The organism is Pseudomonas sp. LA5 (assembly GCF_028640825.1).
Taxonomy (GTDB): domain Bacteria; phylum Pseudomonadota; class Gammaproteobacteria; order Pseudomonadales; family Pseudomonadaceae; genus Chryseomonas; species Chryseomonas aestiva.
The window spans coordinates 178,580-196,692 of sequence record NZ_JAQYZY010000039.1 but is presented as its reverse complement, the minus strand read 5'-3'; the positions used below and the strand labels follow the sequence as shown (position 1 = coordinate 196,692).

General features: G+C 68.1%; 18 protein-coding genes. 4 read left to right on the top strand and 14 right to left on the bottom strand.

Annotation, left to right across the window (positions count from 1 at the left end):
• Positions 1 to 139: 139 nt before the first annotated feature.
• Positions 140 to 1,843, bottom strand: a complete 1,704-nt coding sequence (locus tag PVZ72_RS15800; RefSeq protein WP_187980583.1) for a peptidoglycan D,D-transpeptidase FtsI family protein — start codon at positions 1,841 to 1,843, stop codon at positions 140 to 142.
• Positions 1,844 to 1,972: 129 nt separating this feature from the next.
• Between PVZ72_RS15800 and PVZ72_RS15795 the strand changes: the two genes are divergently transcribed.
• On the top strand, positions 1,973 to 2,287 hold the full coding sequence (locus PVZ72_RS15795; RefSeq protein WP_187980582.1) for a YkgJ family cysteine cluster protein: 315 nt from the start codon (positions 1,973 to 1,975) through the stop codon (positions 2,285 to 2,287).
• A gap of 181 nt (positions 2,288 to 2,468) precedes the next feature.
• On the opposite strand, the gene PVZ72_RS15790 is transcribed toward PVZ72_RS15795, so the two are convergent.
• Both PVZ72_RS15790 and PVZ72_RS15785 read right to left on the bottom strand, forming a co-directional pair.
• On the bottom strand, positions 2,469 to 2,873 hold the full coding sequence (locus tag PVZ72_RS15790; RefSeq protein ID WP_093255091.1) for a YkgJ family cysteine cluster protein: 405 nt from the start codon (positions 2,871 to 2,873) through the stop codon (positions 2,469 to 2,471).
• 3 nt (positions 2,874 to 2,876) lie between these two features.
• A complete protein-coding gene (locus tag PVZ72_RS15785; protein WP_273862434.1) occupies positions 2,877 to 3,449 on the bottom strand; it encodes a xanthine phosphoribosyltransferase in 573 nt (190 codons plus the stop codon).
• A gap of 180 nt (positions 3,450 to 3,629) precedes the next feature.
• Between PVZ72_RS15785 and PVZ72_RS15780 the strand changes: the two genes are divergently transcribed.
• Complete coding sequence (locus PVZ72_RS15780) at positions 3,630 to 5,687, top strand: methyl-accepting chemotaxis protein (protein WP_273862433.1); 2,058 nt, start codon at positions 3,630 to 3,632, stop codon at positions 5,685 to 5,687.
• A 52-nt stretch (positions 5,688 to 5,739) separates the two neighbouring features.
• Here PVZ72_RS15780 and PVZ72_RS15775 read toward each other — a convergent pair whose 3' ends face one another.
• The 11 genes from PVZ72_RS15775 to PVZ72_RS15725 all read right to left on the bottom strand — a co-directional run bounded on the left by PVZ72_RS15775 (position 5,740) and on the right by PVZ72_RS15725 (position 16,271).
• Positions 5,740 to 6,006, bottom strand: coding sequence for a hypothetical protein (locus PVZ72_RS15775; RefSeq protein WP_058791715.1), 267 nt, complete (start codon positions 6,004 to 6,006; stop codon positions 5,740 to 5,742).
• Between the two features lie 89 nt (positions 6,007 to 6,095).
• Positions 6,096 to 7,202, bottom strand: a complete 1,107-nt coding sequence (locus PVZ72_RS15770) for a hypothetical protein (protein ID WP_273862432.1) — start codon at positions 7,200 to 7,202, stop codon at positions 6,096 to 6,098.
• A gap of 76 nt (positions 7,203 to 7,278) precedes the next feature.
• Positions 7,279 to 7,950 (bottom strand): dethiobiotin synthase, encoded by a 672-nt coding sequence (gene bioD, locus PVZ72_RS15765; protein ID WP_273862431.1) that lies wholly within the window; start codon positions 7,948 to 7,950, stop codon positions 7,279 to 7,281.
• Positions 7,951 to 7,955: 5 nt separating this feature from the next.
• Entirely contained in the window at positions 7,956 to 8,753 is a 798-nt protein-coding gene (gene bioC / locus PVZ72_RS15760; protein WP_273862430.1) for a malonyl-ACP O-methyltransferase BioC, read from the bottom strand.
• Positions 8,734 to 9,459, bottom strand: coding sequence for an alpha/beta fold hydrolase (locus PVZ72_RS15755; RefSeq protein ID WP_273862429.1), 726 nt, complete (start codon positions 9,457 to 9,459; stop codon positions 8,734 to 8,736). The genes bioC and PVZ72_RS15755 overlap by 20 nt, the downstream gene beginning before the upstream one ends.
• Positions 9,460 to 9,466: 7 nt before the next feature.
• A complete protein-coding gene (gene bioF / locus PVZ72_RS15750; RefSeq protein ID WP_273862428.1) occupies positions 9,467 to 10,642 on the bottom strand; it encodes an 8-amino-7-oxononanoate synthase in 1,176 nt (391 codons plus the stop codon).
• 67 nt (positions 10,643 to 10,709) lie between these two features.
• The gene (bioB, locus tag PVZ72_RS15745) at positions 10,710 to 11,759 is read right to left on the bottom strand and encodes a biotin synthase BioB (RefSeq protein WP_273862427.1); all 1,050 of its coding nucleotides are present in this window, start codon (positions 11,757 to 11,759) and stop codon (positions 10,710 to 10,712) included.
• 279 nt (positions 11,760 to 12,038) lie between these two features.
• The gene (locus tag PVZ72_RS15740) at positions 12,039 to 13,589 is read right to left on the bottom strand and encodes a phospholipase D family protein (RefSeq protein WP_273862426.1); all 1,551 of its coding nucleotides are present in this window, start codon (positions 13,587 to 13,589) and stop codon (positions 12,039 to 12,041) included.
• Positions 13,586 to 14,866 carry an NAD(P)/FAD-dependent oxidoreductase gene (locus tag PVZ72_RS15735; RefSeq protein ID WP_273862425.1) on the bottom strand — a complete coding sequence of 427 codons (1,281 nt, stop codon included), beginning with the start codon at positions 14,864 to 14,866 and terminating at the stop codon, positions 13,586 to 13,588. Before PVZ72_RS15735 ends, PVZ72_RS15740 begins: the two co-directional genes overlap by 4 nt.
• A 34-nt stretch (positions 14,867 to 14,900) precedes the next feature.
• Positions 14,901 to 15,710, bottom strand: a complete 810-nt coding sequence (locus tag PVZ72_RS15730) for a class I SAM-dependent methyltransferase (protein ID WP_273862424.1) — start codon at positions 15,708 to 15,710, stop codon at positions 14,901 to 14,903.
• Positions 15,711 to 15,782: 72 nt separating this feature from the next.
• On the bottom strand, positions 15,783 to 16,271 hold the full coding sequence (locus PVZ72_RS15725; protein ID WP_007159864.1) for an Lrp/AsnC ligand binding domain-containing protein: 489 nt from the start codon (positions 16,269 to 16,271) through the stop codon (positions 15,783 to 15,785).
• A gap of 157 nt (positions 16,272 to 16,428) precedes the next feature.
• Between PVZ72_RS15725 and dadA the strand changes: the two genes are divergently transcribed.
• Both dadA and PVZ72_RS15715 read left to right on the top strand, forming a co-directional pair.
• Entirely contained in the window at positions 16,429 to 17,727 is a 1,299-nt protein-coding gene (gene dadA / locus PVZ72_RS15720; RefSeq protein ID WP_273862423.1) for a D-amino acid dehydrogenase, read from the top strand.
• Positions 17,702 to 18,058, top strand: a complete 357-nt coding sequence (locus PVZ72_RS15715) for a RidA family protein (RefSeq protein WP_187980572.1) — start codon at positions 17,702 to 17,704, stop codon at positions 18,056 to 18,058. The genes dadA and PVZ72_RS15715 overlap by 26 nt, the downstream gene beginning before the upstream one ends.
• The last annotated feature ends 55 nt before the right edge of the window (positions 18,059 to 18,113 follow it).

Below are 18,113 nucleotides of genomic sequence, written 5' to 3'. Positions count from 1 at the left end.
GCTTCCTCAGGTCTTTTCGCGGGGCCGCCCAGGCCTTGTCTGGCTCTAGCTCGCGAGCCTTTGAACAAGCTTTGGCCAGGTAGCGCGGCATGCAAAAGGGCGACCCTGGGGTCGCCCTTTTTTTGTGGCCGTTCCCCGGCTAGCCGTGGGGATGCGGCTCGGACTTCGCCTGCTGGGCGGTATTGGTGTCGGGCAGGTTGTCCGGCGGCACGGCCAGGGCGCGCAGGGCGCCGGACATGATCTCGCTGAAGGTCGGCGCCGAGACCAGGCCGCCGAAGTAGCCTTCCTTGGTCGGGGTATCCAGCATCACCGCCAGCACCAGCTTGGGATCGGCCGCCGGCGCCATGCCGACGAACATCGAACGATAGGCGTGCTCGGTGTAGCTGCCGGAGCCGGCCTTGCGCGCGGTACCCGACTTGCCGGCCACGTGATAGCCGGGCACCCGGGCGCGGATCACGCCGCCGTCGTCTTCCACCACGTGGTTGAGCATCATGCGGATGCGCCGGGCGATGGTCGGGTCCATGGCCTGGACACTCTGCTGCTTCTGGTCCTTGAGCAGGGTCAGGGGCGTCAGCTGGCCATCGTTGGCGATCACCGAGTAGGCCTGGGCCAGTTCGGCGACATTGACCGCCAGGCTGTAGCCAAAGGACATACTGGCCGTGGCGATCTGCGACCACTTGGTGTGGCCGGGCAGGTAGCCGGCGTTCTCGCCCGGAAAGCCCAGCGCCAGGGGATTGCCGAAGCCGACCCGGCTGAGCTGCTCGTAGATGGGCAGCGGCCCGATCTGCAGGGCCACCTTGCTCATGCCGATGTTGGACGAGTTGAGCAGTACCCCGGTCATGGTCAGCACGCCGCGCTTGGCCACGTCGTGGATGGTATGACCGTCGATGGTCATCCAGCCCGGCGCCACGTCCACGGTGCTGTTCTCGTTGAACTTGCCCGAGGCCAGGGCCACCGACATGCTGAACGGCTTGATCACCGAACCGGGCTCGAAGGCGTCGGTCAGGGTGCGGTTGCGCATGTTGGGGATCTGCAGGGTGGCGCGGTTGTTGGGGTTGTAGGAGGGGAAATTGGTCATCGCCAGGATCTGGCCGGTCTTGGGATTGACCAGCACCGCCGACCCGGACTGGGCGCCGAACTTCTCCACCGCGGTCTGCAGGGCGCGATAGGCGATGAATTGCAGGCGCAGGTCGATGGACAGGGCGACGTCCTTGCTCGGTCGCGGCTGGCGCACCACGCGGATGTTCTTGACCACCGAGCCGCGCGGATTGATCAGCACCTCGCGCACGCCGCCCTTGCCGGCCAGCCAGTCCTCGAAGCCCAGTTCCAGCCCCTCCTGGCCATGGCCGTCGATGTTGACCATGCCGATCACCTGGGCCACCAGGTCGGAGCTGGGGTAATAGCGCTTGTATTCCTTGATCTGGCGGACCCCGGGCACGCCGAGGGCCATGATGTTCTCGCCGTCGATGGGCGACAGCGCCCGGGCCAGGTAGAGGAAGTGCTTTTCCGGATGGCCGAGGATCAGGTTGCGCAACTCGGCTTCGGGCTTGTGGATGGCCTGGGCCAGGCGCCCCAGCTGGTCGGCGCTGTCCTGCATCTCGGCCGGATTGCACCAGATGGTCACCACCTCGGTGGAAACCGCCAGGGGCGCACCGTTGCGGTCGGTGATCATGCCGCGGGTGACCGGAATGGGAATGTGGCGCACCGAGCGGCGGTCGCCCTGGTCGCCGAGGAAGGCGGCGTCGATCAGCTTGAGGTAGGTGATGCGGCCGGCGACCACGCAGGTCAGCAGGATCAGCACGGCGACCACGACATAGAAGCGATAGCGGGGTGCGGCCGTCATGGCGGCTCCTGCGCGAGAAGGGGGCTTGGGCATGGTCACAACTGGTTACAACCGTCAGGGACGCGCATGGTAACTGGTCCAGCCATCGGCCGGAAACCGCTGGGCGGTCCGGGGCGGTACACTGTGCACATGAGCGACATCCCCCTGCACGACCTTTCCACCCCTACCGTGACCTGCGAGAGCTGTCAGGCCTGGTGCTGCCGCCAGGAAGTCCTGCTGTTCGACGATGCCGGCGTGCCTGCCCGCTACATCGAGGAAGACTGGACCGGCACCCGCATGAGGCGTCTCGACGACGGCTGGTGCGCGGCCCTGGATCGCGAGCAGATGAACTGCAGCATCTACGAGGTGCGCCCCTGGGTCTGCCGGATCTTCGACATGGCCGGCCCGGAATGCCTGGAAGAACGGGCGGACATGAAAAGGGCAATGGAGAGCGGTGATTTCTGAGGCATTCGCCTGAAAGGTGAACCGTCCGGGTGGTCCCATCGCGGCCATGGGCCGCTCCTACGGAACCATCCGACCTCTGTAGGAGCGGCCCATGGCCGCGAACAGCCTAGCACCGGAGTTCCACAGAAGCGGCCGCATCGGCGGACTGCCATGGCCGCGAGCGCTAGTATACGTGCTGTTACTAACGCAGCTTCTGCGGCTTGTAGGCGCAATAGTTCGGGCGCGGGCCGACCCTTGGGTGGTTGCGGCAGGTTTCCGGGCGCTGGTCGTAGATGGTGCACAGCCGCGTCTTGGGATGCAGATAGATGCAGTCGTTGTTGGACAGCCGCACCAGGGTGAACAACCCGGTCTTGGCATTGAGGCGTTCGACCACGCCGTCCTTCTTGAGCCGCTTGGCGATGTCCTTGAGCGGCTCGCCCTTCTCGAATTCGTCCACCACGCCCATGCGGATCAGATCGGACAGGCGGGCCTCCACCGGCAGGGTGCAGCAGCTGGACACGCAGTCCAGGCACATGGCCTTGTCGTAACGGATCCAGGTTTCGGTGCGATCGAGATCGGCACCGAGAATGCGCAGTATCTGAGCCATGGCTTACTCGGCGAAGGTGACCTGACCATTGGCCAGGGAGGCGACACGGGCCAGGGATTCGACGCGATAGCCCTGGGCATCCAGTTCGGCGCGACCGACCTGGAAGGACTTCTCGATGACGATGCCCAGGCCGGCGACCTGTGCCCCGGCCTGACCGATGATGGAGATCAGCGCCTTGGCCGCCTTACCGTTGGCAAGGAAGTCGTCGATGATCAGCACCCGGTCGTCGGACGACAGATGCATGGTCGAGACGGCTATGGTGCTCTCGGTCTGCTTGGTAAAGGAATAGACACTGGCGACCAGTAGATTGTCGGTCAGGGTCAGCGACTGGTGCTTGCGGGCGAAGATCACCGGCACGCCCAGCTTCAGGCCGGTCAGTACCGCCGGGGCGATCCCCGAGGCTTCGATGGTCACGATCTTGGTGATGCCGGCGTCGGCGAAGCGGCGGGCGAACTCCTGACCGATGTCGCGCATCAGCGCCGGATCGATCTGGTGGTTGAGGAAGGCATCGACCTTGAGCACCTGCTCGGAGAGTACTTGGCCTTCGCTGCGAATCTTGGCTTTGAGGCGTTCCACGCGGACGGTCCTTTAACGGCAACGCCCGGGCCTGAGTACAGGACCGGGTCTGGGAATACGGGAGGGCGGCGATTGTGCCCTATCTTTCAAGAAAGTCGTTAGTTTGCCGACAAATCGTCCTATAGGTATCCGCAACGGATAGCCGACGCTTGCCGGTGGCTGGCACAGGAGTGGTCGAACATGGGTGTTTTGTTGTCACCGGGGATTCGCGTGCTGAGCCAGTTCGGCTTCGCCCGCAAGTTCGCCCTGCTGCTGGTGCTGTTCATCCTGCCCCTGGCGGTCAGTCTCTGGCTGCTGGGCGCCGATTTCCAGGCCAAGCTGGCCACCGTCAGTGGCGAGCGCAGTGGCGTGCGGCTGCTGCAACGGCTCGACGCAGTGGAGGAGGAACTCACCCTCCGGCGCAACCTGACCGCGCGCTGGAAGGCGATCGACACCAGTCGCCAGGAGACGCCGGCCGTGCAGGCCGCCATCGCCGCCCTGGAAAGTCGCAACGACAGCCGGCGCGAGCGGCTCGCCCGGCTTGAACAGCAACTGGGGATCGAAGGGGCCGGCGCGGATGTGCAGGCGCGCTTCAAGACCCTGCAGCAGGCGCTCGCCGGGCTCGAGGTCGCGGATCTGCGCGGCCTGGGCTGGTGGCCGGACGGCTACGACAGATTCACCGCCGCCCTCGGTGCCGTCCAGGCGCTGCGCGAGGAAATCGCCCTGGACAGCGGCCTCATCCTCGATCCCTGGATGGAAACCTATCTACTGATGCAGATCGGCACCACCCAGTCGGTCGAGTTGTACGAACGCCTGGGCCGCCTGGCCAGCGTCGGCCAGGCCAGTGTGGTCTCCGGCCAGTTCAGCCTGCAGAGCCGCCTGCAGCTGCGCGACCTGCGCGCGCGCGTCGGCGACTCCAGCGAAAGCCTGGCCAAGGTCGCCGTCCTGCTCGGCAACAAGCTGCCCGCCGACATGGCCGGCTGGAAGGACGACTACCAGAAGGTCAGCAGCCAACTGGACGCCAGTCTCAAGACCCTTGATCAGGGGGTATTCGGCGGCGAGATCACGCTCAGGCCGGAGCAGTTCGAAGCCACCCTGGACGGCGTCCTGCAAGGTCTGCAGACCTTCCGCCAGCAGACTCTGAAGAACCTGGATCAACGGCTGCAATACTATGGCGCCGATGCCGTGCGCAGCTTTGGCGCCATTGCCGCCGGCTTCGGTCTGCTGCTGGTGGTGACCTGCTATCTGCTGCTGTGCATGCAGGCCGCCATTCGTGGCAGCGCCCGGCGCATCACCACCCTGGCCGAAGGCCTGCGCGACGGCGATCTGACCCGCTCGGCGCAGGTGAGTGGCCAGGACGAACTGGCCGAGATCGGGCGCGCCCTTGACCTGGCCGTGGTGCAGTTGCGGGGCAGCCTGCAGGCGGTCGAACAGGAGAGTCGCCAGGTGGGCACGGCTTCCGGCGAGCTGGGTCAGCAGGCCGAGGCGGCGCTGGGCGCCGTGGAGGCCCAGCGCCAGCAGATCACCCAGATCGCCACCGCCGCCACCGAACTGGCCGCCACCGCCCAGGGCGTGGCGCGGAGTTGCGAAGAGGCCGCCGGCCGTGCCGAGCAGATGCGCGGCATCGCCGAGGCCAGCCAGAGCGACAGTCGTCAGACCACGGCCAGCATCCAGCGCCTCAACCAGCGCCTGGACGAGACGGCGGCGGCCATGGCCCAGGTCAATGCCCAGGCCGGGCAGATCCAGCAGGTGGTGGACGTCATCCGCGGCATCGCCGAACAGACCAACCTGCTGGCGCTCAACGCCGCCATCGAGGCGGCCCGGGCGGGTGATCAGGGAAGGGGATTCGCGGTGGTCGCCGATGAGGTGCGTTCGCTGTCGCAGCGCACCCAGGCCTCCACGGCGCAGATCGCCGGGACCGTCGGCAGCCTGAGCGGCACCGTGGCCCAGGCCGTGTCCCTGATGCAGGATGCCTGTGGCCAGGCCGCCAGCGACGCCCAGTCGATCACCGGGCTGGGAAGGCGACTGGAAGAGATTGCCGAGTCGGTACAGGGCGTCTCCGACACCCTGGTGCAGATCGCCACCGCCGCCGAGCAGCAGGCGGTCACCGCCGATCAGGTCAGCGGCAATATCCAGCAGGTCGATGGGGCCGCGGCCGATCTGCTCGGCAACGCGCGCACGGTGCAGAGCACGGCGGTGGGTCTGGAGGCGGGCAGTCGCACCCTGACGGCCAACACCACCCGTTTCCGCCTGGGCTAGAACGCAGAAGGGGCGCCTCTCAGGGCGCCCCTTCCAGTCACGGAATGGCTGATCAGGCGCGGGTATCGAGCAGCCGGCCCAGGGTTTCCTGCGAGGCCTGCATGACCTTGGTACCGGCCAGCGCCTGGTACTTGCCGACATCCAGATTGACCAGTTCGCTGGCCAGATCGGCCTGGCTGTTGGTGGTCGCGCCCAGGGCTTGCTGCTCGTTGCGCGCCGTCTGGGAGGCGAGGGCGGCACCGGCCTTTTCGACCGTGCGGCTACCGTTCTGGTAGGCCTGCACCCCGGCATAGAGCGAATTGCTTGAAGTCACGTTCATGGACAGGGTCCTCGACGGTGATGTCAAAGGGCTATTGAAGCAGCTTTGACGCCAAAGAACCAGCAGTCCGTGTCGCCGCCTGTGTCCGGCTATTGCCGGATAGTCGCCTGGTTGCCCTGGCCGCTCTGGCGCAGATCGAGGCCGTTGCCTGGGCTTGCCTGACTGATCGAGGCGTACTGGCCAGCGCCCTGCTGGCTGGCGCTGACCCGGGCATCGCTGGCCAGCCCCGCCTGCAGGAGATGGCCGTCGCCCACCTGCTCGACGCCGAGTTCGACGTTGTCGCCCACCCAGACCGCACTGATCTCGTTGTCGTTGCCCTGGGCAGCCAGGATCAGGTGGGAATCGTTACCGCCGATCAGGACGCCGGCGCTGTTGCGCTGGCCCTGCTGTTGCAGTTCGAGGCGATTGCCGTTGCCGGTCACGCTCGCCTGGACCGCGTTGTCGTCGCCCCGCTGGCGCACGCTGACGCTCTGGGGGCGATCGGCGCGGCTGTTCTGCTGCACCGCCGCGCTGTTGCGCTGGCCGATCTGGACCAGCTCCGCGTCCTGCTGTCGCGTGCTCTGGCGAATCGTCGCCCGGTTGTCGTCACCCCGCTGCTCGACCACCGCCCGATTGGCACCGCCGCCCTGCAGCAGCTCGACCTCGTTGCGCGCGCCCAGGCTCAGTACGTCCTGGACATGATCGTCGCCCACCTGCCTGAGTCGCGCGGCGCTGTCGCGACCGTCCTGGAACAGATTCAGTCCGTTGCGCTCGCCCTGTTGCTCGATGCGCAGCCGCTGATCGTCACCGCCCTGGCGTACCAGGGCTTCGTCGAGCAGGCCGCGCTGGACGATGTCCACCGTGTTGCGCTGGCCATGGCCCTGATAGACATAGGCGTGGCTCTGGCTGGACTCGCGCTGGTCAATGAGGACCTCGCGCGCACCGCCGGCCGCCTGGGTGACATTGGTGAAGTTGCCGACGCCGCCCTGCTCGACGCGGGTACGGTCGCCCTGGGAGGCGCTCTGGGTGAGATAGGCCTGGCTGGCACGACCGCTCTGGCTGACCTCCAGGGTGCCCTGGCGGGTATCGGGTTCCTGGCTCAGGAAGGCGCCGAGGCGCTCGCCGCGCTGCTCCACGAGGGTCTGGTTGTCCAGCGCCCAGGCATGGCTGGTCAGGCCGAGCAGGCCCAGGCAGGTCAGGAACTTGAAGGTAGGCACTGGGGCGATCCGGCAGCGGTAGACAGGGCAGTCTGCCGCCGGCCTGGCCCTGCGGCCATCGCCCGAAAGACTGATATCAGCCCGGCAGGCGCAGGTGCGCGGCGACCGCGGCAGGGGTGGCGGCGGCCAGGTGCGGCACCGTGCCCAGGCAGGGCGCCGGCAGGCGTTCGTGCAGGGTGGCGAGGTTGTCGTCCAGGCGCAGGGTGGCCGGGGCCACCAGATTGGCCACCCAGCCGGCCAGTGGCAGGCCGTCGGCGAGGATGGCCTCGGCGCTGAGCAGGGCGTGGTTGATGCAGCCCAGGCGTACCCCCACCACCAGGATCACCGGCAGACCCAGCTCGCGGGCCAGATCGGACAGGGACTCGCGGCCGGCCAGGGGCACGCGCCAGCCGCCGGCGCCTTCCACCAGGCTGAAATCGGCCTGCAGCGCCAGGATCCGCCGCACCGGTGCGGCCAGGGCGGCGACGCTGAGGTCGATGCCGGCTTCGCGAGCCGCCAGGTGCGGGGCGATGGCGGGTTCCAGGGCGATGGGGTTGATGTCGCTGTAGCCGAGTGGCAGCGAGGTCTCGCCGAGCAGCGCCAGGGCATCGCCGTTGCGCAGTCCCTCGGCAGTGCGCTCGCACCCGGAGGCCACCGGCTTGATCCCGGCGGTGGCGAGGCCCTGCAGCCGGGCTCGGTGCAGCAGCCCGGCGGCGATGGTGGTCTTGCCGATCTCGGTGTCGGTGCCGGTGACGAAATAGGCGGGCATGGCGGTCATTCCTTGCGCAGCAGGACGTGGATCACCTGGTAGGTGGCGGGCAGGCCGGCGGGCTCGCGCAGGCCCTCGTAGGCCTGGGTGAAGGCGGCCAGGCGCTGGCGCCCGGTGAGGCCCTGGGGGCGCCCCTGGTTGAGGTTGTGGGCGCCGATGGCCTTCAGGTGCTGGGTCAGGGCGCGCAGATCGGGGAAGTGCAGCCGCTCGGGTGCGACCTCCAGCGTCAGCACCTGCAGGCCGCTGGCCTGGGCGGCTGCGGCATAGGCCGCCTGCTGACGGAAGCGATTGACGTGCACCTGGTCGTCCACCCGGGCCCAGCTCTGGCGCAGTTCGTCGAGGGTGCCGGCGACCAGGCTGCTGAAGGCCAGCACACCGCCTGGCCGCAGGATGCGGCGCGCCTCGGCGAGCACGGCGGGCAGGTCCGGGCACCATTGCAGGGCCAGACTGGAGAGGACGAGATCGCAGCAGGCGTCGCGCAGCGGTAGGCGTTCGGCATCGGCGGTCAGGTAGTGGCCGGCACCGGCGCCCTGGGCACGGGCATGGCGGAGCATGCCGGGCGCCAGGTCCAGGGCCAGGCCTTGGGCCTGCGGATGGCGCTGGGCCAGGGCGCGGCTGCAATAGCCGGTGCCACTGCCGAGGTCCAGCCAGCGTTGCGGATGCAGAACGGGTAGCCGGGCGAGCAGGCCGTCGGCGACCCGGCGCTGCAGCAGGGCGGCGCCGTCGTACTGCGCGGCGGCGCGGGAAAAGGACAGCGCCACCTGGCGCTTGTCGGGCAATACGTCAGCCATCGCGTCCTGCATAGATGAATTCACGGATACGGGTGGCCACCTCGTCCGGGCGCTCCAGGGGCAGGCCATGGCTGGCGTGCTCCAGGACCTCGACCTGGGCGTTGGGCAACTCGTCGCGCAGGGCCTGGGCAGCCGTCGCCGGGACCAGGGCGTCATGGGCGCCGAACAGGTGCAGCTGGGGACCGCTGAAGGCCTGCAGGGCGGCGCGGGTGTCCAGGCGCGCCAGCAGCTCCAGACCGGCGATGACCACCTCGGGGTCGATCTCGGGCAGGGTCACCTGCAACTGGCGGGCAAGGGTGCGGCTGTCGCGCGCGCCCTGGGCCACCAGCAGGGTGAAACGCCTGAGGGTCTGGTCGGCGTCCAGCGAGCAGGCCTCGAAGAAATCGGTGAAGACGCTGCGCGCCATGGCGGTCTGCCAGCCAGCGCGGGCGACGAAGCAGGGATTGCTGGCCAGGGTGATGAGGCCGTGCACGCCCTGGGGGCGGCGCAGGGTGAATTCGCTGGCGAGCATGCCGCCCAGCGACCAGCCGGCCAGCCAGCCGCCCTCGGCGATGCGGGCTTCCAGGTCGGTGAACCAGGCCTGGGTGTCGGTCAGGGTCGGCAGCGGTTCGATCAGCACGTCGAGAAAGGGTGCCTGCTCGACGAGTTCGTCACGCAGGGGCTCCAGCGGAGCGTTGCCCAGGCCCCAGCCGGGCAGCAAGATCAGGGTATCGCGCATGGGTCGGTCACTTATCCGCGTCAGGCGGTAATTCGGCCATGGCCTGGGCCAGAGCGTCGAGCAAGAGGTCCACGTGCGCTTCGCGATGGGCCGCCGTCAGGGTTACCCGCAGGCGGGCACTGCCGGCCGGTACGGTGGGCGGTCGGATGGCGGTGACCAGGATCCCGCGTCGGCGCAGGGCGGCGGAGAGTGCGAGGGCGCGCGCGCTGTCGCCGACCAGGATGGGCTGGATCGGCGTGGCGCTGAGCATAAGGTCCAGGCCGAGAGCCGTCGCGCCCCTGCGGAATCTCTGGATCAAAGTGTGCAGAAGCTCACGGCGCCAGCCTTCCTCACGGACGAGCTGCAGGGCGGCGAGGGTGGCGCAGGCCACCGCCGGCGGCTGGCTGGTGGTGTAGATGTAGGGCCGGGCGAACTGGATCAGGGTCTCGATCAGCGCTTCGCTGCCGGCGACAAAGGCCCCGGCGGTGCCGCAGGCCTTGCCCAGGGTGCCGACCAGCACCGGGACCTGACTCTGGTCCAGGCCGAAATGCTCGACGATGCCGCCACCGCTGGCGCCCAGGGTGCCGATGCCGTGGGCATCGTCCACCAGGGTCCAGGCGCCGTGACGCTGGGCGACCTGGCAGAGTTCGGGCAGGGCGGCCAGATCGCCATCCATGCTGAAGACCCCGTCGGTGACCACCAGGGTGTCGCCTTCGGCCTTGGCCAGGCGCGTGGCCAGGCTGGCGGGATCGTTGTGCAGATAGCGGCCGAAACGCGCGCCGCTGAGCAGGCCGGCATCGAGCAGGGAGGCGTGGTTGAGGCGGTCTTCCAGCACCGTGTCGCCACGCCCGACCAGGGCGGTGACCGCCGCCAGGTTGGCCATGTAGCCGGTGGAAAACAGCAGGGCGCGCGGCCGCCCGGTGAGTTCGGCCAGGGCCTCTTCGACCAGGTGGTGCGGACCGCTGTGGCCGATCACCAGGTGCGAGGCGCCACCCCCCACCCCCCAGCGCTCGGCGCCCGCGCGCAGGGCGGCGATCACCTGGGGATGATTGGCCAGGCCCAGGTAGTCATTGCTGCAGAAGGCCAGCAGGGGTTCGCCATCCACCACCACCTCGGGGCCCTGGGGCGCTTCCAGCAGCGGGCGGCGCCGATAGAGGTGCTCGGCGTGACGCTGGGCCAGGCGGGCGGCGAGGTCGAAGGCCATGGGGTTCTCGATCAGGTGGCAAGGCCCCTCACCCCGAGGGGAGAGGGGGAAGAGCGGGGCGTGAGGGTCAGGCAGTGGCAGCGTCGTAGAAGAGTTCGCCGTTGCGCTGTTCTACCAGGGCCTGCTCGATGGTGGCCTGGTGCACCTCGTCGGCATGCTCTTCGCGGGCTTCGGGCTGGATGCCGAGGCGGGCGAACAGCTGCATGTCCTTGTCGGCCTGGGGGTTGCCGGTGGTCAGCAGCTTTTCGCCGTAGAAGATGGAGTTGGCGCCGGCCAGGAAGGCCAGGGACTGCATCTGCTCGTTCATCTGCTCGCGACCGGCGGACAGGCGCACATGGGACTTGGGCATGAGGATGCGCGCCACCGCCAGGGTGCGGATGAAGTCGAAGGGATCGACGTCCTTCTCGTCGGCCAGCGGGGTGCCCTGGACCTTGACCAGCATGTTGATCGGTACCGACTCGGGATGCTCGGGCAGGTTGGCCAGCTGGATCAGCAGGCCGGCGCGGTCGTCCACCGACTCGCCCATGCCGAGGATGCCGCCGGAGCAGATCTTCATCCCGGCTTCGCGGACGTAGGCCAGGGTCTGCAGGCGCTCGCCGTAGGTGCGGGTGGTGATGATGCTGCCGTAGAACTCCGGCGAGGTGTCCAGGTTGTGGTTGTAGTAGTCGAGGCCGGCGTCGGCCAGGGCGCGGGTCTGCTCCTGGTCCAGGCGGCCGAGGGTCATGCAGGTCTCCAGGCCCAGCGCCTTGACGCCTTGTACCATCTGCAGGACATAGGGCATGTCCTTGGCGGACGGGTGTTTCCAGGCGGCGCCCATGCAGAAGCGGGTCGAGCCGATGGCCTTGGCCTCGGCGGCCGCCTCCAGCACCTTCCGCACCTCCATCAGCTTTTCCTTTGCCAGGCCGGTGTTGTAGTGGCCGGACTGGGGGCAGTACTTGCAGTCTTCCGGGCAGGCGCCGGTCTTGATCGACAGCAGGGTGGAGACCTGCACGCGATTGGGATCGAAGTGCTGGCGATGCACGCCCTGGGCCTGGAACAGCAGGTCGTTGAAGGGCTGCTGGAACAGGGCGCGGACTTCGGCGAGAGTCCAGTCGTGACGCAGGGCGGTAGCGCTCATGGGAGATCCTCGATGCAGGGGGCGGCCGGGTGCCGGAGCGGGGCCGGTGAGTGCGGTCGACCTTAGCCGAAGTCTGGGTTGACTACTGCTCATAAAATGAGCAATTGCCGGATTTTTTGCAGGGAGATTGATGGAGTCGTAGGTCGGGTTGAGCGCTAGTAAAGCCCCAACAGGGCTGGCACGGTGCTGGTTATTGGGCTTCGACGGTGGAGCTGTCCCAACCCAACCTACGCGCTAACCCCCTCTCCCTTTGGGCGAAGATTGGGGTGAGGGCGAAGCCTAGAGCATCCGCTCCAGCCCCACCGCCTTGACCACCCAGGCGTTGAAGCGGCGCCAGGCGCTGCCCGGTTCGTGGTGCAGCGCCCGGGGCTGGCCGTCGCGTTCGCTGACCCACTCCAGCCGCACCTGCCCGCGATCCTCGACACGCCTGACCGCATAGGAGACGCTCGGGTCCATGCCCTGCAGCATCAGCTGGCGCAGGCGACCGGTGAGGGCCGGGCTGTCCACCAGGATGCCGACCTCGGTGTTCCACAGCACCGAGCGTGGATCGAAATTGAAGGAGCCGATGAAGGACCAGCGCCCATCGATGGCCATGGCCTTGCTGTGCAGACTGGATTCGGATTCGCCAAAACTGTAGGGCAGGGCGGAGCGTTTCTGGTCCGGGCGGGCGCGCAACTCATAGAGCCTGACCCCCTGGGCCAGCAGGGCCGCGCGATAGGGCGCATAGCCGGCGTGCACGGCGGGTACGTCGGTGGCTTCCAGGGCGTTGGTCAGCACCCGGACATCGACGCCGCGGGCGGCCAGGCCACCCAGGTAGGCGACCCCCTGATTCATCGGCACGAAGTAGGAAGAGACCAGCAGCAGTTCGTGCTGGGCGCCGTCCAGGGTCGGTTGCAGCTGATGGGCGAGCAGCAACTGCCAGTCCGGTTCGTCCTCGGCCAGCACCTTGCGCGGCGCATCCCAGAATGCCTGGGCATGGGCCCAGGTCAGCTCCTGCAGCCAGCCGTCGAGCTGGGGCGCGGTGGCGTAGCGCCGCAGGCGGTTGTACAGCGCCAGGTCGCGGGTGCGTTCGCTGTCGAGGTAATGATGCAGCCGCGCGCGCAGCCGCACCAGCGCGGTGGGCGAGGGGGCGAACCAGCGCAGCCGCCGGGCCGGCTGGCTCAGCGGACTGTTCCAGTACTGGTCGAAGCTGGTGCCCAGCTGCCGCGCCACCGGGCCGGCGGCGAGCAGGTCGAGATCGGTGAAGTTCATCTCCGGGCGGGCATCGAAGTACTCGTCGCCCAGGTTGCGGCCGCCGACGATGGCCACGCTGTCGTCGGCCAGCCACAGCTTGTTGTGCATGCGGCGGTGCTGATGGTTGAGATCCACCAGGCGGCCCAGGGCCCGGGTCGGACCGGTGCTGCGGCCCAGGTGCAGCGGATTGAAGACGCGGATCTGCACATTGGGATGGGCCGCCAGCACGGCGATCTGGTAGTCGTTGCCGTCGCTGCTGGTGTCGTCGATGAGAAAGCGGATGCGCACGCCGCGATCCGCCGCCTTGAGCAGTTCGTTGACCAGCAGCCGCGTGGTCAGGCCGTCGTGGACGATGTAGTACTGGATGTCCAGGCTGCGCTGGGCCTTGCGGATCAGCTCGGCGCGAGCGGTGAAGGCGTCGGTGCTGGTTTCCAGCAGACGCAGACCCGACAGGCCCGGATGGGTGGCGCCGGCCATGCGCACCTGGCTGTCCAGGGCGGTGCCGGCGACCGGCAGGACCTGGGAGGCGTGGCGCGGAATCGGCGTGGCGCAGCCGGCCAGCAGCGCCAGCAGCAGGGGCACGACCAGGCGGATCACAGGCTGTCCTTGAGGCGATACCAGAGCATGCCCAGGGCCAGCAGCGGCGACCTCAGGTGGCGACCGCCGGGAAAGCGCGCATGGGGCACCCGGGCGAACAGGTCGAAACCGGCCGACTGGGCGAGGATCGCCTCGGCCAGCAGGTGACCGGCCAGGTGGGTAGCGTTGACCCCATGACCGGCATAGGCCTGGGCATGGAAGACATTGGGGTGCTCGCGCAGCCGGCCGATCTGCGGCAGGCGATTGGCGCCGATGCCGATCATGCCGCCCCAGGCGTAGTCCACCCGCACGTCCGCGAGTTCGGGGAAGACCTCCAGCATCTTCGGCCGCATGTAGCCGGCGATGTCCCTGGGATCGCGTCCGGAATAGTGGCAGGCGCCGCCGAACAGCAGGCGGCGGTCGGCGGAAAGGCGGAAGTAGTCCACCGCCACGTTCTGGTCGCAGACCGCGCGATTGCCTGGCAGCAGGCGCGCGGCGCGTTCGGCGGACAGCGGCTCGGTGGCGATCACATAGCTGCCGGCCGGCAGGACCTGGGCGGCGAGATCGGGTTGCAGGTCGTCGATATAGGCGTTGCAGCAGAGCACCAGGGTATCGGCCGAGACCCGGCCGCGGGCGGTGTGGACGCGCACCCGGGGGCCGTATTCCAGGCGGGTGACCTGGCTGTCTTCGTGCAGTTGCACGCCCAGCGCCCGGGCCGCGGCAGCTTCGCCGAGAGCCAGATTGAGCGGATGCAGGTGGCCGGAGCCCTCGTCCACCATGGCGCCCTGGTAGCGGTCGGAGCCGACCACCTCGGCCAGCCGGGCCTTGGGCACCAGGCGCAGCGGATGGGGATAGCCCAGGGCCCGCAGCGCGGCATGCTCTTCCTGCAGGTGCTGCCAGTGGCGCGGCTTGTTGGCCAGGTCGGCGAAGCCCCAGGTGAGAGCGCAGTCGATGCCATGGCGGGCGATGCGCTGACGCACCAGGTCCACCGCCTCGAAGCCCAGGCGCTTGAGTTCGCGCACCCCCTCGGTGCCGATGACCGGTTCGAATTGCTCGACGTCATGGCCGACGCCGCGGATCAGTTGGCCGCCGTTGCGGCCGCTGGCGCCCCAGCCGATGCGGCGGGCTTCCAGCAGCACCACCCGGGCGCCGCGCTCGGCCAGTTCCAGGGCGGTATTGAGCCCGGAAAAGCCACCGCCGACCACGCAGACATCCGTTTGGACCTCGCCCTCCAGGGGCGGAAAGTCCAGTTCCAGATTGGCGGTGGCGGCGTAGTAGGAAGGCGCGTGGGGCTGCATGGCGACGTCTGGCTGACCTGGCGAAGGCGCAATCCTAAGCCGCGGGGCGCCCGGCTACCAAGGTGAAACTCATCGGCAGCTGGGCGTCCTGGTCTTGATAGAGGTCGTAGTCGACCTCGCGATTGGAGTGTGGATGCTCTTCCAGCCGTTGCAGCGCCAGGCCGGCATCCAGGCAGGCGGTGACGATGGCGCCCAGGGTGTGGATGTGCCAGTAGCTCGGCGCGCCCTGGCCGTGATCCAGGCCGTCGTAGGTGATGAGGTGGTCGCTCACCAGCGGCTCGCGGCGGAAGTAGCTGTAGCGCGGCACCAGCGGCTGATCCGCCTGGGGCTCGAAGACTTCCAGGAAGGGATGGGTCTCGTAGATCACCAGGCGCCCACCCGGGGCCAGCAGGCCTTGCACCGCGGCGAAGAAGGCCGGCAGATCGGGCATCCAGTTCAATACGCCGATGGTGATCAGCACCAGGTCGTGCTGGCCGAGTCCGGCGGGCAGGGCATAGATGTCGGCCGCCACCAGTCGCGGCGCCAGGCCCGCCGCCGCGGCGAGCTGCTCGCCCTGGGCGAGAAAGGCCGGCGACTGGTCGATACCCAGCGCGGGACGGCCGCCAAGGCTGGCCAGGGAGAGCAATTCGCGGGCGTTGTTGCAGCCGACCTGGGCGCAACTCAGGCCGCGGATGTCCAGCTCGGTGAGGGTGCGGGTCAGGCAGTCATCCAGGACCGAGAATCCGGGTTGCCGGACCTGCTCCAGCAGAGTCTCCCAGTCCTCGCCCCGGGTATGGAGCGGCGCCGACAGCTCCCAGGCCTGGCGATTGGCGGCGGTGATGAGTTGGCGTTGGCGGGGATCCATGGCGTGGCCTGCTTGGCGATCTGACGAAAGAGCGCAGCCTAGACGCCCGGCGCCGGGATCGCCAGGCGCGCGCTAATCCGGTACCGGCAGACTCAGGGTCTCCTTGATCTCTTCCATCACGATGTAGCTCTTGGATTCGCGCACATGGGGCAGCTTGAGCAGGATGTCGCCGAGCAGCTTGCGATAGGAGGCCATCTCGGAGATGCGCGCCTTGACCAGGTAGTCGAATTCGCCGGAGACCAGATGGCATTCCAGCACCTGGGGCAGCTTGAGCACGGCGCGGCGGAATTCCTCGAAGGTGTCGCCGGACTTGTAGTCCAGGCTCAGCTCGACGAACACCAGCAGCCCGGCCTTGAGGTGCTGCGGATTGAGGCGGGCGTTGTAGCCCTGGATGATGCCCTCGCGCTCCAGGCGACGGACGCGCTCGGTGCAGGGCGTGGTGGACAGCCCCACCCGTTCGCCCAGCTCGGTGAAGGAGATGCGGCCATCGTCCTGGAGGATGCGCAGGATGTTGCGGTCGATCTTGTCCAGCTCGCGTCTGGCCTGGTGATGGGTACGCATCGCGGGGGTCTCTGCCAAAGGGGTCTTTACCGGAAAATTACTCCGAATATAGGCAATTCTTCAGTGATTAGCACTGCGAGCGGCTTTTTATACTTGCCGTATCTGCCTTCATTCCGACGAAAGCCGGCGAAATCCTCTCGCCGGCCAGGAGCTAGCGATGCGTGTACTGGTTTTGGGTAGCGGCGTCATCGGCACGACCAGCGCCTACTATCTGGCCCGTCAGGGTTTCGAGGTGGTCGTGGTCGATCGCCAGGCCGGTCCCGCCCTGGAGACCAGCCATGCCAACGCCGGTCAGGTCTCGCCTGGCTATGCCTCGCCCTGGGCCGCGCCCGGCGTACCGCTCAAGGCGCTGAAGTGGCTGTTCCAGAAGCACGCGCCCCTGGCCATCCGCCTGACCGGCGACAGCAGCCAGTACCTGTGGATGGCGCAGATGCTGCGCAACTGCACCGCGGCCCGCTATGCGGTCAACAAGGAACGCATGGTGCGGCTGTCCGAATACAGCCGCGACTCCCTCGACGAGTTGCGCCAGGACACCGGTATCGCCTACGAAGGCCGCCAGCTGGGCACCACCCAGATCTTCCGCACCCAGCAGCAGGTGGAGGCCGCGGCCAAGGACATCGCCGTGCTGGAGCGCTCCGGCGTGCCCTTCGAGCTGCTCGACCGCGACGGCGTGGCCCGGGTCGAACCGGCGCTGGCGGCGGTCAAGCACAAACTGGCCGGCGGCCTGCGCCTGCCCAACGACCAGACCGGCGACTGCTTCCTGTTCACCAATCGCCTGGCCGAGGAGGCCCGCCGCCTGGGCGTGGAATTCCGCTTCGGCGCCGAGATCCAGCAACTCAGCGCCAGTGGCGATCGCATCGACGGCGTCAGGGTCGATGGCGAACTGCTCACCGCCGATCACTATGTCCTGGCCCTGGGCAGCTATTCGCCACAGCTGCTGGCGCCCCTGGGCATCCGCGCGCCGGTCTATCCGCTCAAGGGCTATTCGCTGACGGTGCCCATCGTCGATGCCGCCATGGCGCCGACCTCGACCATCCTCGACGAGACCTACAAGGTCGCCATCACCCGCTTCGACGATCGCATCCGCGTCGGCGGCATGGCCGAGATCTGCGGCTTCGACCTGAACCTGGATCCACGCCGCCGCGCGACCCTGGAAATGATCACCGGCGACCTCTATCCTCGCGGCGGCGACCTCGCCCGGGCCAGCTTCTGGACCGGTCTGCGACCCGCCACCCCGGACGGGACCCCCATCGTCGGCGCCACCCGCTATCGCAACCTGTTCCTCAATACCGGGCACGGGACGCTGGGCTGGACCATGGCCTGCGGCTCCGGTCGCCTGCTGGCCGATCTGATCGCCCGCAAGCAGCCGCAGATCAGCGCCGAGGGTCTCGACATCTCCCGTTATTCCGCTATCCAGGAGTCCCCGCGCAATGCCCGTACAGCGTCTGCACACTGATCGCCGCCTCAGCGAAATCAATATCCACAACGGCACCGTCTACCTGGCCGGCCAGCTGGCCGACGACTTTTCCGGCGACATCTACCAGCAGACCCGCGAGACCCTGGCCAACATCGACAAATTCCTCGCCGAGGCCGGCAGCGACAAGCAGCACATCCTGGTGGTGACCATCTTCCTGCGCGACATCGCCCTGCACTTCGAGGGCATGAATCGCGCCTGGGACGAATGGGCCGCCCAAGGCGCCACCCCGGGTCGCACCACCGTCGAAGCCAAGCTGGCCAAGCCGGACATCCTGGTGGAAATGAACGTCATCGCCGCCGTCAAGGCGTAGTGTCCTCATCCCCTCTCCCTCCGGGAGAGGGCCAGGGTGAGGGTGTTTCAACGCC

What these genes read in the sequence shown, in the direction of transcription:
- PVZ72_RS15795 (WP_187980582.1), top strand. Translation starts at nt 1,973, where the DNA reads ATGAGCGACATCCCCCTGCACGACCTTTCCACCCCTACCGTGACCTGC.
- dadA (WP_273862423.1), top strand. Translation starts at nt 16,429, where the DNA reads ATGCGTGTACTGGTTTTGGGTAGCGGCGTCATCGGCACGACCAGCGCC.
- PVZ72_RS15800 (WP_187980583.1), bottom strand. Translation starts at nt 1,843, where the DNA reads ATGACGGCCGCACCCCGCTATCGCTTCTATGTCGTGGTCGCCGTGCTG.
- bioF (WP_273862428.1), bottom strand. Translation starts at nt 10,642, where the DNA reads ATGGCCTTCGACCTCGCCGCCCGCCTGGCCCAGCGTCACGCCGAGCAC.
- PVZ72_RS15735 (WP_273862425.1), bottom strand. Translation starts at nt 14,866, where the DNA reads ATGCAGCCCCACGCGCCTTCCTACTACGCCGCCACCGCCAATCTGGAA.
- PVZ72_RS15775 (WP_058791715.1), bottom strand. Translation starts at nt 6,006, where the DNA reads ATGAACGTGACTTCAAGCAATTCGCTCTATGCCGGGGTGCAGGCCTAC.
- bioB (WP_273862427.1), bottom strand. Translation starts at nt 11,759, where the DNA reads ATGAGCGCTACCGCCCTGCGTCACGACTGGACTCTCGCCGAAGTCCGC.
- PVZ72_RS15790 (WP_093255091.1), bottom strand. Translation starts at nt 2,873, where the DNA reads ATGGCTCAGATACTGCGCATTCTCGGTGCCGATCTCGATCGCACCGAA.
- PVZ72_RS15755 (WP_273862429.1), bottom strand. Translation starts at nt 9,459, where the DNA reads ATGCGCGATACCCTGATCTTGCTGCCCGGCTGGGGCCTGGGCAACGCT.
- bioD (WP_273862431.1), bottom strand. Translation starts at nt 7,950, where the DNA reads ATGCCCGCCTATTTCGTCACCGGCACCGACACCGAGATCGGCAAGACC.
- PVZ72_RS15715 (WP_187980572.1), top strand. Translation starts at nt 17,702, where the DNA reads ATGCCCGTACAGCGTCTGCACACTGATCGCCGCCTCAGCGAAATCAAT.
- PVZ72_RS15780 (WP_273862433.1), top strand. Translation starts at nt 3,630, where the DNA reads ATGGGTGTTTTGTTGTCACCGGGGATTCGCGTGCTGAGCCAGTTCGGC.
- PVZ72_RS15730 (WP_273862424.1), bottom strand. Translation starts at nt 15,710, where the DNA reads ATGGATCCCCGCCAACGCCAACTCATCACCGCCGCCAATCGCCAGGCC.
- PVZ72_RS15725 (WP_007159864.1), bottom strand. Translation starts at nt 16,271, where the DNA reads ATGCGTACCCATCACCAGGCCAGACGCGAGCTGGACAAGATCGACCGC.
- bioC (WP_273862430.1), bottom strand. Translation starts at nt 8,753, where the DNA reads ATGCAGGACGCGATGGCTGACGTATTGCCCGACAAGCGCCAGGTGGCG.